This window comes from Embleya sp. NPDC059213, assembly GCF_042754445.1.
Classification (GTDB): Bacteria; Actinomycetota; Actinomycetes; order Streptomycetales; family Streptomycetaceae; genus Embleya.
In genome coordinates this window covers 1-11,042 of sequence record NZ_JBHZAV010000255.1, presented here as the reverse complement: position 1 = coordinate 11,042, position 11,042 = coordinate 1, and the positions used below count along the sequence as shown (strand labels likewise).

The window sequence follows — 11,042 nt, the reverse complement described above, 5'->3', positions numbered from 1 at the left end:
CCCCGGAGTGGCCGTCGTCGTCCTGAACACCTTCGCCGACGACGACTCGATCCTGGCCGCGCTGAGCGCGGGTGCCCGCGGCTACCTCACCAAGAACGCGGGACGCCGGGACATCGTCCGCGCGATCCGGGCCGCCGCCGCGGGCCAGTCCGTCCTCGACCGCGAGGTCCAAGACCGGCTGCTGGCCACCGTCCGCACCCGGGCCACGGCACCGAAGCAAAGCCTTCCCGAAGACATCACACCCCGCGAGCGCGAGGTCCTCACCCTCATCGGCCAGGGCCTGCCGAACCGGGCCATCGCCGAGAAACTCTTCATCAGCGAGGCCACCGTCAAAACCCACATCAACAACCTCTTCGCCAAGGCCGGCATCCGCGACCGCGCCGACGCGGTACGCCGAGCCATCGCGGCCGGCCTGTGACGCCGACGAGGCCCCGGACGTCACGCGATGGCCGGTGAAGACCGGGACGCAACGGTCGAACAGCCCGGCCCGGGGTTTCGTCAGCGCGGCCCTGCTCACCGGCGCGGCGATCCTGATCGCGATTCTGTTGCGGGAGACCCCCACCGAAGTCGCCGCGCGGCGGAACACGGCGGCGGCGAGCGCGACAACGACCGAGGCAGCGAACGAACCGGTGGGATGAACGCGCCAGGGGCTCATAGGTTCGCCCTGCCGCGGGCCGGCCACCCCATGCGGTCGCCGGCCCGCGGCGGTCTCAGCGGGGGTCTCCGACGCAGTCGGAACGTCGGTCGTGCGTCGCCGCGGTGACGAGCCGTCCCATGATCTCGGCCCGGCCGATCCGGAAGGCGTACTCGGCCGCGAGCAGGAGCCGCCGGCCGTGCTGCGCGGGACCGGCCGGGAGTTCGGCGGACCGCTCCAGGGCCCGGATCGCCGAGGTGACCGAGCCACGGCGCAGAGCGATGGTGTGAACGGTTCGAGGTCGTCGGCGACTTGGCCGTCGGGTCCCAGGATCGAGTGTGCCCGGTGCCAGGCCCTGCGGTATCCGGTGGACGATCCCGTGCCCGGCGCCCTGCGCGCGCGAGAACGGACGCCCTGCTGGGATGTCGTGGGTCCGCGCGGCGAGTTCCTGATCGTGGAAGTCCGCATCGTCGTATACGGCCGGGTGCTCCGGTGGTTTCACCGTGCCACCGCCGGCGTCGGGCCGAAACCGTCGGCAAGGCTGGTCAGAACCGAGCCGGACCAACTGCTTTCCCCGAACACGCCGACCGGCATGGCGAGCACGCCGCACTCGCGCCGGAGCGTCTCCGCTGGGATGCCAACCGGGAAGAAGTAGTTGCCGGGACAGGTTCGGCTCGCCAGGGGAATCGCCCCGAGTACTTCGTCCGGCAACCGTTCGAACAGTCGCTCGGCCCGTGCGGCCAGTTCATCAACGACCTGCCGGGGCACGTCGCCGTGCTCGGTCAGCAGACGGTCGGCGAGCCTCAGCTGTGCCGAAGTCGGTGGATCCGCCCGGAACGCTTCGGCCAATTCGGCCTCCGCCGGACCCAGCAGGACCACGCCGAACGTGCGTGGCCACAACCATCCCTTGGTGACCGAATGCAGCAGGACGGCGCGACCGGTGTCCAGCAATCGCCGTGTGCCCGCAGCGAAGGGGGCGCCCAGATCGTAGACACTGTCGATCAGCAGGCGACGGCGTGGTGATACCCGCAACCACGAAGTCACCGCGGCGCACTCGGCATCGGACAGGTACCGGCCGAGCGGCCTGCTGGGGTTGGCGAGCAACAGGTATTCGGGCCGGTGGTCCGCCGTCGACCTCGGCAGGGCCGGCGCCGGTAGCGTCGGGTAGGACTCGGGCGCCAGGCCGGCAGCGCGGGCCAGCTCGAAGTACACCGGATACACGTCGCCGGGCAGCCACAACCGCGCTTGCGTGGCGTGCAGCCAGTGGAACACCACGCCGAGCCCGTGACGGACCCCTCGACAGACCATGGCGTGGCGGGACCACTCTTCCGGCAGTTCGAAGCGCCGCAGCCAGGCACGGGCGAGATCGCATCGGTGCACCGTACTCGTGTCGGTCGGCGGTTCCGGTCGTATCGGAGCCAGCGCCCGGTACACGTTGGTCTCGGCGGCGTCCAGAAGCGACGAGGAAGCACCGAGTTGCCGCTGTCGGTATTCCTGGAACTCGTCGAACCTCATGCCGTGGCACCTTCCGCCACGATCTCGCTGGCCCGGTCTTCCAAGGAGGCGTAGCAGCGTCCGTCGGCCATGACGTTCCAACTGCGTGCGATCCCGTTGGTGCGTTCCCAGAGCAGGCTGGGTTCGGTGTAGGCGGCGATCCGCATCGGCCGTCCGTCCCAGTTGCCGTGGTAGACCGGCGCGCCCCAGGGCAGGCGGCTCGCCGGTTCGAGGCCGTGCTGCTCGGCGAACCCGGTGACCACGGACAGCGAGACCTGGTGCTCTCGGCTCCAGACGTTGGCGGCGCGGTCGAAGTAGAGCGACTCGGTGCTGGTGGACACGTAGAGCTCTTTGAAGCAGACTTCGTCGACACCGAGGGCCGCGGCCCACGAAAGGTAGTCGGCGACATCGGCCGCGTCGGCGACGCCGCCGTGCTGGAGCACGCAGATCAGCCTCATCCGCAGCCCCGGCCAGCGGTCGCGTCCCACGCGCCAGGTGTCGATCACCGAGCTCACCGGCGTGCGCAGCGTCATCAGCCGCTCGCTGACGGCGTCGTCCTGATGGTGTCGGGAGACCGCCAGCACGCTCAGGCCCGCCGCGCCCAGGGCCGCGAGGCGGCCGGCCCGGTCGGCGTGTAGGCCCTTCGCCAGAGTGTGCGCGTTGGTGATCAGGACAACCTTCGGGAAGGCCGCCGCGCAGGCGGACACCAGTCGCAGCTGCTGGTCGAACGGTATGAGCGTGGGCTCCCCGCCGCCGGTGATCACTGCCCGCTCGGCACCCGCCGCACGAGCGCGCTCCAGCCAGTGGGTGACCGCGTCCCAAGGGACCCGTGCCGGCGCCTGGTCGCTGGAGATCGAAGCCGAGGAGAAGCAGAACGAACACCGGGCTTGGCAGGCGGAGGCGACCGGCAGAAGCGAAACCGAGCGCGGTCGCGCGTCTGCGTAGCGACGCTGTGCCGATTCGTGCAGGTGCAGGGAGGCTGCCATCGCATCCTCGACGGTCGTCGGGCGCAGAATGAACTCGTGCCCTGCTTGGTCGAGTTCGTGGACTGCCGACAACCGGATGCGAGCCTCGTGCAGTTCCGTGCCGAGGCCGGTCGACACGTTGGGCACCAACTGGTCGGGGTCCACCATGGTTTCGAGCACCAGCAGCCGATCGCCCGGAATGGCCAGACGTTCCAGCAGGCGTCCTGCCTTGCCGATGCCGATTCCCAACTCCGCACGGGTCAGCAGGTGGAACCGGTCGGGATGGGTACTCTCCGGAATTCCCGCCTTACCGTAGGCGAACGCGTACTTGTCGAAGCCCTTCGCGAAGTTCGACAGCACGATGACGTGGAAGCGCTGGTCGCTGTGGTTCATCCTGTCATCATGCATGAACGGGCCCGGACGACATGGGCCCAAACCGCAGCCGGAACGTGCTGCCCCGATCCGATGCGTCGTCAACGACAGGCCCCGCGCGGTGCGATCCGCACGATCGCGGGACGGCGACGTTCTCCACACCGGATTCGCGGATGGTGCGCAGGAGTTCGGCAGTGGTGGTGTCCAAGCCGAACTCGCCGGCACGGTCTCACGCCCGGTGCCCGGGGCCGGTTGGAGGACCAGGTCCGATCCGGCGTCCTGGAACGGCAGACGGACGACCTCCACCGCGTCCTCGGCCACCCGCCCACCACGCTGGACCAGGCAGTCGGCACGCTCCTCGCTCGCCCCGCGCCGCCGAGCGACACCGCCGAGCCGGCCTGACGGAGCGAGACCCACGCCGGGCACGTCACGGGATCAACTGCCATGGCCGGCGTGGTCCGTCGAGGGGCATGCACTGTTCGGTCCGGATGCACTTTCCACCGGGTGTGTAGCGGGCGGCCCAACTCGGCGGGCGTGGCGATCGGTTGCAGGCCGCGGCCATCCTGCGCAACCGAACGCGCGTTGAGCGCCGGCATCGCGGCTGCCCGACCGGGGGCTCGCATCGGCGACATCGCCCATGCCATCGGCTCGGTCCTCGGCGAGGCGGCATATTCGGTGGGCTTCGTCGCGACGGCGTCCGGCAACCGGCCCGCCGGCACCTGGGGCGGACCGTCCGGCCACCCCACCGGATCACCGCGATCGGTGCCCCGCCGGGACGGATCCCGGTGCCTACGGCCCGTCCGTGTGCACGCCGATCTCGAACCAGGTCGTCTTGCCCCGTCCCGCGGGCGAGCTGCCCCAGGCCGTGGCCAGGGCGTCGACGATCAGCAGGCCGCGTCCCGACTCGGCCTCCACATTGCGTGCGTCGTCCTGGAGCAGCGTGGTCGGTACGGGGGGATACGGATCGCTGTCGCGTACCTCCACCCGGATCCGGTGCGGATAGGCACGCAGCCTCAGGTCCACCTCGCTGTGGGCGTGGATGAGCGCGTTGGTCACGACCTCGGAGACCAGTACCTCCAGGTCGTCGAGCATGGGCAGCAGCGACCACCGCCACAGCACGTCCCGCAGGAACCGGCGGGCCTGGGCGACCCCGAGCAGGTCGTGCCGTTGCACCGACATGCGGGCGACGCGCGCCGTCTCGTGCGGCCGAGCGCCTTCGAACCGCATCAGGACCAGGGCCGCGTCATCGCCGCCGGCCTCCCGCGCCGAGCCGGCGTGGACCATGGCGTCGGCCAGCACTTCGAGGTCTTCGCCGCCCTTGTCGGCGAGTGGGCCGGTCAGTCGCACGACCGCGTTGTCGAACCCCAGGCGGCGTTGCTCCAGCAGGCCGTCGGTGAAGAGCGCCACCACCGATCCGGGACGCAGTTCGATAGCCGTGTCCCGGTAGACGGCGCGCGCGTCGACCCCCAGCGGCGGCCCGACCGCGAGTTCCGGCTGCGCCACGTCACGGCCGTCACCGACCAGAGGTCCCGGGTGCCCCGCGCTCGCGATGGTGGCGGCGCCGGTCGCCACGTCGACCCACATGCAGGAGCACGTGGCGAACAGGTTGGCGTCCAGGCCCGACAGAACGCGATTGCTCCGCTCCAGCACGACGGCGGGGCCATGCCCCTCCGCGGCGTACGCCCGTACGACGCTGCGCAGTTGGCCCATCACCGCTGCCGCGGCCAGGTTGTGGCCCTCCACATCGCCGATCACGAGCCCGATACTTCCGTCGGGCAGGTTGAGCACGTCGTACCAATCACCGCCCACCGCCACGCCGTCGGTCGCGGAGAAGTACCGGGCGGTGGTGACCGCTTCGGGAATGTGCGGCGGGCTCCCGGGCAGCAGGGTGTGCTGGATCCTGCGGGTGAGGGCGTGCTCGACCTCCTGCGACCGGGCCCGGCCCAGGGACTGGGCCACCTGTTCCAGCAGGAGGCTCAGCAGCATGGTTTCCGTGGCGGACAACGGCTGCCGCGAGCCGGCGAACTCGATGGTGTAGCAACCCATCACCCGGCCGCCGTACAGCAGGGGGAAGTAACCGCGTGCTCCCCGGCCGGGATTCACGGTGACGCCCGGATAGGCCCGCTCCACCTCTTCGCCCGATCCGAAGAGCCTGACCCTGGAGGCGGCGACCGTGTCGGTCTCCGGAGTGCGGCGGGACAGTGGCGTCCCTTCGATGTCGCGGACCGCCTCGCGCGGCAGGCCGACGGCCCCCGCCACGTGCAGCCGCTCCCCCTCGACGACGGACAGCGCCGAGGCCCTGCCGCCGAAAGCCTGGACAACCCTGGTCTGGGCGAGGGCGAGGATGTCGGAGACCTGCGCCGCACCGGTCAGATCCATGGCAAGCCGCTGGACCTGGTACAGGTGGCTGCTGCGGACCGCCGCCGACGCCACGGCCTCCAGCAGCCTCCGCTCGACGTCCGGGTCGCCTGCGGCGGGCTCCGGTCCCGCGGGGATGAACACCGGAACGGCGGGAGCCGTGACGGCCTCTTCCCCTCCGGTCGACTCCTCGAGATCGGCGGCCAGCCGGTCGGCGACCGCCTGCATGTACTCCTGCTCCTCGGTCGTGACCGACCTCGGCGGTACCAGGCGTATTCCGATGGTCCCGAAGCGGTTCCGTGCGGTTCGTATCGGCGCGGAGGCGACCGCCATGGAGAAGGTGATGTTGGTCGGAAACCGATGCGGCGATCGACGTACCCCCTCCCATATGTCGACCTCGTCGAAGACCACCAGTTTCCCGGTTCGATACGACTGCGTCGTCGGCCACGACAAGTCGTCGATGTCGAAACCGGACGGAATGCCGAAGCCCAGGGGAGAGTCCACGATCATGGACGCGGCCAGTCTCCGGCCGCCTTGCGTCGGGAGATAGGCGGCACAGGTGCTCGCTCGCAGCCGGTGGTACACGTCCAGCAGCGCGGACGCGAGCACCTCGCCTTGGCGCGTCCGCGGGTCGCTGACGCCGTAAGGCGGCTGGGCAAACATTTCCCGATCCATAAGACCTACCGTCGCTGGGTAAAAGGAAGCCGCTCCTATTTCCCTAAATATATTCGCCTATTTCCCCAGTAATTCTATTATAGACAAGCAAGATCGGAACGCCACAAGAACTGACGGGGCCGCCAAGGCGGACTGCGTCGAACTCCGCACCTCGACCCCGGGTGATCGTCGAGCATGCCGGAATCCTTCTCCTTGTTGACCTCTCGCGTGAGGCGGAGAGCCGCAGGCGGTCGTCCGAACCCGAGGCTTCCACCGCGCCCTTGCCCCAGCGAACCCGCCAACTGTACGGACTTTCCGAGTGGGTTCGGGCGCCGGCGGTCCACCCTCCCCGGGAAGCGGTCCGGCAGTGACTCCCGAATCCGCTGCCCAGCGGAAGTTCGAATGGCCGGCCGTAACGCCGCCCGCGATCCGACTCGAACACGAGACCCACGCGATGCATCTGCTCCACACCGCCGGGCTCCACCGCGTCGACAGCGCTCACGGCCGACACAGTGACCACCAAACCCGACTCGGCTGATTTTCGTGTTCTTCCTTACGATCCGCGGAGACTTCCGCGCATTCAGGCGAGCCGTGTACGCATTCCTCGCGTGTACGGCCGTTGCCTTTGTCGTGTTGCCCCGTGATTCGACGGAATTCCGGTTCGACAAGGTCCGGTCGACCGGTCGCATCGGAGATCCTTCGCTCGGCGGAAACCAATCACCTGAGGGGTCTGAGAAGGGTTGTTCAGGGGGCCGACTCGCTAGTCGCTTCTCTCGGGGGATGCGCGTCATGGTCGGGCCGTGTGCTGCGTACGGGACGGATCCGGGCGGTGGTTGCCCTGCTCCATCGGTGCACGACGAGCCATCCCCGCAGGCTCCCGGTCGGATCCTGTCGGTCCGCTTCACGAACTGCCGAAGTCCTGTGCGTAGGGCGGGATTTGCCCTAGGGTTTACCGGAGCATCGTCACCTCTGCGCCGGGCGTGCCCCGCGCGTCGTGCGCCTCGGTCCATTCGATCGGTCGCGCCCCCGGGCAGGACGCCGGTCTCGCCGAATCGTGCTTGGCCGCGCGTGGTGCCCGAGCCCTCGGCCGGACACGTCACGGGAAAGAGGACGCCTGCGCCATGAGCAACTCCGACAGCTCCGCCGTTCGGGTGGGTGCCTCCGTCGCCGCCTCCCTCTGGGTCGCGGCCGTCGTGGGTGAACTCGTCTACGCTCTGATCCTGGCCCAGGACACCGCCGTATGGGGCCTGTCGAACGTGCACTTCGGCGACGGCAGGACCGACATCTCGATATCCCTCGATGCGTCCGCAGTCCTGTTGTGGCTCGGTTCGACCATGCTGTTCACCGTCGTCACGGCCGTTGCCCGCGGCGGGGGTTCCGCCGGTGGGCACGGGGAGTTCTGAGGCACCGCCCGCGCATCGTCCCCGGTGCTCGCCTCCCTCGGCCGATCCCGCCCCGGGACCCCAGAACGAGGCCGGCAACCCACCGACTTACGGCCACAGACCCCACGCCCGCCGCATCCCGAGCGAGGTGGGGGCCTCGACCGCTCCCGCACCCAAGCAGCCTGTTGTTGGCGAGCCACCCGACGACGGGGCAGGACGACGAACCCGACCCGGTCTTTCGGCCGGTTGACGACCCGAAGTGTCAGGCCGAGCCACTTCGTTGCCCGGGGGACGTCCCACATCGCATCACTGGTCACCAATCGGACGGAGACACCCGATCGACAGTTCGACCCATCAGGGAGTCACGCTCCGGTCGGCGAGCAGGACGGCCGGCAGCGGTGTGTCCACTACCAGGGCCCGGGGGAGTGTCAGGCCGAAGTGCCGCTCCAGCACCCCCAGGATGGTTCGGTGCACCTCGCGGTTCGCTCGCTCCTTGTCCGGCAAGCCTTCCGCGCTCAGCAACTCCTTGAGTCTATCCGCGACTTCGGGGTCTCCAACGACCTGGCCGGTGCCCCAGGAGTCGTCCAGGTGCAGATTGAACGAGCACACCGTCCGGCCGTCCCGGTGGTAGTGGAAGGTCGGCGGCACCGGCTTGCCGTTCTCCTCCTCGTACTCCAACAGGAAGACCGAGGCCCCGTCCGCGGAGATCGCCGGACCGTCCCGGAACTCCCCGAACCAGCCCCCGTACGCCACCGCGAAGGTCCACCCGCCGCTCACCCCCAGCCGCAGCCCGATCCCGTCCCAGGCATCGCCGTACTCCGAGTCCAACGCCTCGACCAGTCCGGCCCCGGTGAGCTCCCCGACCGGTTCCACCGTCCGCTGCGACCACCGGGCCGAGGCCGCGATCCGCGCCGCCAGCGCCTCGACCCCGAGCCCTCGGGCCAGCGTCACGCTGTAGCCGCCGAAGGCAATGCTCTGCGGCTCCGCGAGCCAGGCGATTCCGTCCGTCATGCACGTGATCCTGCAGCACGACACCGACACACCCCTGCCCCCGGGCCGCCGGACTGCATCACCGACCGGCCCAGGCTCGCCGAGGTCGCCGGATCCGCCCGTGCGGCCGGAGCGTCGGGGGAGAGCGCGAGCGCCTCCTCGGCGACCCCGCGCGGCCGACACGACCAGCCAGGAAGCGTGTTCGGCCCGGAACCGCCCGGTCGGCGGCGTGTCGTCGCTACTCGGCGGGTGGTTGGCCGGTGGCGGTGACCGTCAGGGTGATGGGTCCGGTGTCGGGGATGGATTGGGGTGGCGAGGTGTCGACGAACAGGGGGTCGGAGAGTCCTTCGCGCAGTCCGGCGGCGAGGAGCAGCCCGTGGACGACGGCGTCGTGGGGGAGGTCGAGGCCGAACACGGTCTCGGCCATGCGCAGTGCGCATCCGCGCGCGGGGGCGTCGTCGTCGGGTGGTTCGCCGTCCGGGCCGAGGAGTCCGGCGGTGATCAAGTGGGGGAGGAGCCGGTCGGGGTCCGTTCCGATGCGGTCGTCGGGGGCGTCTTCCTCGAACCCGCACACGATCTCGCCGTTCACGGCGTGGAGAAGGTACGCGACCGGATTGATGTCCGCGTAGACGAGTATTGCCTCGGTGCCGGCGGAGACCGCGTCCAGGACACCGGGCCGGGACCCCCGATTTCCCGTGGTCTCCACGGCGTAGGCCCATCCGCGCGAGGTGCCCGCCCGGATGGTCTCCACGCCGGTGTCGAAGTAGGTCTCGGTGGCGTCGACGAGCCCCATCGGCACGGCCGTGGCGGGGTCGCAGCCCAGGCGGATCAGCAACTCCAACGGCTCCAGGCCCCGGGCGAACGTCACACAGCGGTCCGACTCGAACTCGCGGGCCCCGCGCAGCCACGCGATACCGTCCCAAGCGCTCATCCGCACACCGTAGGGGCGGCGTCCGACACCGCGTCGACCCGCCGGCCGGGACTCGGTGAACGGCGCCGGCTTCGTTGCCCTGCGTGCGGCCGGGCGCCGCGGCGAGGTTCGGGTCGCCTCTCGTCACAGGGGATCGGGTGCGCACAACCGGCAGTTCCGGCGGCGTCGAGGGCGGCGTGGGAGCTCGGGAAGGCCGGGAGGACGGGCTCCGCCGCCTGGGGCCGCGTGCCGGCCTTCGGACGCGTCATGTCCTTCAGGTCGTGGCCGGCCATCAGGAATCCGGCGTGCGCCTCGTCGGTGTCGTTCGGTGGTCCGCCGTGTCCGCGTGAACCGGACGCTCGTTCGTGTGATGTCGTTTGTGGCGCAGCAGCGCAATTTCCCGTTCGAAGGCCACGCACAGGTGACCGTCCGGACCCCAGTCGAAAGCTCTGCACACATCGGGGGTGAAAATCCGGTCCATGCACTCGCCGGTGGTCAGGTCCCAGACCCCTACGATCTCGTCGTCGGATCGCGTGACGGCGACGGGTTTCCCGTCGAGTGTCGTGCACGCGACCGCGTATATCGGGCCGGCGTGTTCGGTGGGGTGTTCGGCGAGTGGGGTGCCGGTGCTCAGGTCCCAGAGCACCACGATCCCGTCTTCGGCCCCGGTGACGGCGACCGGTCTTCCGTCGAGCACCGCGCACGCGACCGCTGTCACCATGTCGACGCGGTGGGTGAGGGGTTCGCCGAGCGGCGAAGAGGTGTTCATGTCCCAGACCCGTACGGTGCCGTCCGCGGCTCCTGTGATGGCGACGGGTTTCCCGTCGAGAGTTGCGCACACGACCGCGTACACCAGGCCGGTGTGTCCGATAAGGGCGGCGAGCGGGGTGCCGGTGCTCAGGTCCCAGATTCCCACGATGCCGTCCTCGTATCCGGCGACGGCGACGGGTATTTCGTCGAGCGTCGTGTACGCAACCGCGTACACCGCTTGGTCGTCTACAGCGAGCGGTTCGCCGAGCGGAGCGAAGGTGGCCAGGTCCCAGACCCGTACGGTGCCATCCTCGGCTCCGGTGACGGCGACGGGCTTCCCGTCGAGCACCGCGCACGCGACTGCGTGTACCGGGCCGGTGTGTCCGGTGAGGGGTTCGCAGAGTGGGGTGCCGGTGTCCATGTCCCAGACCCGTACGGTGCCGTCGTCGGCTCCGGTGACGGCGACGGGCTTCCCGTCGAGTGTTGTGCACGCGACGGCGGTCACCGTGTCGTCGTGTCCGGTGAGGGGTTCG

General features: G+C 69.9%; 11 protein-coding genes and 1 pseudogene. 5 read left to right on the top strand and 7 right to left on the bottom strand.

The genetic code is table 11. The features are described from left to right. Both ACFXMF_RS43910 and ACFXMF_RS43905 read left to right on the top strand, forming a co-directional pair. Window positions 1-418: DNA-binding response regulator (locus ACFXMF_RS43910; RefSeq protein WP_380021175.1), on the top strand; the 418-nt coding region annotated here is incomplete at its 5' end. 34 nt (window positions 419-452) lie between these two features. Next, window positions 453-638, top strand: coding sequence for a hypothetical protein (locus ACFXMF_RS43905; protein WP_379992133.1), 186 nt, complete (start codon window positions 453-455; stop codon window positions 636-638). Window positions 639-710: 72 nt separating this feature from the next. Here ACFXMF_RS43905 and ACFXMF_RS43900 read toward each other — a convergent pair whose 3' ends face one another. The 3 genes from ACFXMF_RS43900 to ACFXMF_RS43890 are packed head-to-tail and all read right to left on the bottom strand — an operon-like array spanning window position 711 to window position 3,786. After that, entirely contained in the window at window positions 711-1,136 is a 426-nt protein-coding gene (locus ACFXMF_RS43900; protein WP_379989203.1) for a hypothetical protein, read from the bottom strand. Further along, entirely contained in the window at window positions 1,133-2,149 is a 1,017-nt protein-coding gene (locus ACFXMF_RS43895; RefSeq protein ID WP_379989205.1) for an aminotransferase class I/II-fold pyridoxal phosphate-dependent enzyme, read from the bottom strand. Before ACFXMF_RS43895 ends, ACFXMF_RS43900 begins: the two co-directional genes overlap by 4 nt. After that, complete coding sequence (locus ACFXMF_RS43890; protein WP_379989206.1) at window positions 2,146-3,786, bottom strand: radical SAM protein; 1,641 nt, start codon at window positions 3,784-3,786, stop codon at window positions 2,146-2,148. The genes ACFXMF_RS43895 and ACFXMF_RS43890 overlap by 4 nt, the downstream gene beginning before the upstream one ends. A gap of 246 nt (window positions 3,787-4,032) precedes the next feature. Here ACFXMF_RS43890 and ACFXMF_RS43885 point away from each other — a divergent pair. Next, window positions 4,033-4,143: pseudogene (locus ACFXMF_RS43885) on the top strand (type I methionyl aminopeptidase); the annotation flags it as partial. A gap of 111 nt (window positions 4,144-4,254) precedes the next feature. Here the strand turns inward: ACFXMF_RS43885 and ACFXMF_RS43880 are convergent. Further along, entirely contained in the window at window positions 4,255-6,486 is a 2,232-nt protein-coding gene (locus ACFXMF_RS43880) for a SpoIIE family protein phosphatase (protein ID WP_379989207.1), read from the bottom strand. Between the two features lie 534 nt (window positions 6,487-7,020). Between ACFXMF_RS43880 and ACFXMF_RS43875 the strand changes: the two genes are divergently transcribed. Both ACFXMF_RS43875 and ACFXMF_RS43870 read left to right on the top strand, forming a co-directional pair. Further along, window positions 7,021-7,602: a hypothetical protein gene (locus ACFXMF_RS43875; RefSeq protein ID WP_379989208.1), complete on the top strand. Its 582-nt coding sequence runs from the start codon at window positions 7,021-7,023 to the stop codon at window positions 7,600-7,602. Then, window positions 7,599-7,880, top strand: a complete 282-nt coding sequence (locus ACFXMF_RS43870; RefSeq protein WP_379989209.1) for a hypothetical protein — start codon at window positions 7,599-7,601, stop codon at window positions 7,878-7,880. The genes ACFXMF_RS43875 and ACFXMF_RS43870 overlap by 4 nt, the downstream gene beginning before the upstream one ends. 333 nt (window positions 7,881-8,213) lie before the next feature. Here ACFXMF_RS43870 and ACFXMF_RS43865 read toward each other — a convergent pair whose 3' ends face one another. The 3 genes from ACFXMF_RS43865 to ACFXMF_RS43855 form a co-directional block, all read right to left on the bottom strand. Beyond that, window positions 8,214-8,870, bottom strand: a complete 657-nt coding sequence (locus ACFXMF_RS43865; protein ID WP_379989210.1) for a DUF6461 domain-containing protein — start codon at window positions 8,868-8,870, stop codon at window positions 8,214-8,216. 217 nt (window positions 8,871-9,087) lie between these two features. Then, entirely contained in the window at window positions 9,088-9,780 is a 693-nt protein-coding gene (locus ACFXMF_RS43860; RefSeq protein ID WP_379989211.1) for a DUF6461 domain-containing protein, read from the bottom strand. Between the two features lie 271 nt (window positions 9,781-10,051). Next, on the bottom strand, window positions 10,052-11,042 hold a 991-nt coding region (locus tag ACFXMF_RS43855; RefSeq protein WP_380021173.1), incomplete at its 5' end, for a WD40 repeat domain-containing protein.

Excerpts from the sequence above, each read along its gene's own strand:
- ACFXMF_RS43895 (WP_379989205.1), bottom strand. The coding sequence starts at position 2,149 with ATGAGGTTCGACGAGTTCCAGGAATACCGACAGCGGCAACTCGGTGCT.
- ACFXMF_RS43880 (WP_379989207.1), bottom strand. The coding sequence starts at position 6,486 with ATGTTTGCCCAGCCGCCTTACGGCGTCAGCGACCCGCGGACGCGCCAA.
- ACFXMF_RS43870 (WP_379989209.1), top strand. The coding sequence starts at position 7,599 with ATGAGCAACTCCGACAGCTCCGCCGTTCGGGTGGGTGCCTCCGTCGCC.
- ACFXMF_RS43865 (WP_379989210.1), bottom strand. The coding sequence starts at position 8,870 with ATGACGGACGGAATCGCCTGGCTCGCGGAGCCGCAGAGCATTGCCTTC.
- ACFXMF_RS43860 (WP_379989211.1), bottom strand. The coding sequence starts at position 9,780 with ATGAGCGCTTGGGACGGTATCGCGTGGCTGCGCGGGGCCCGCGAGTTC.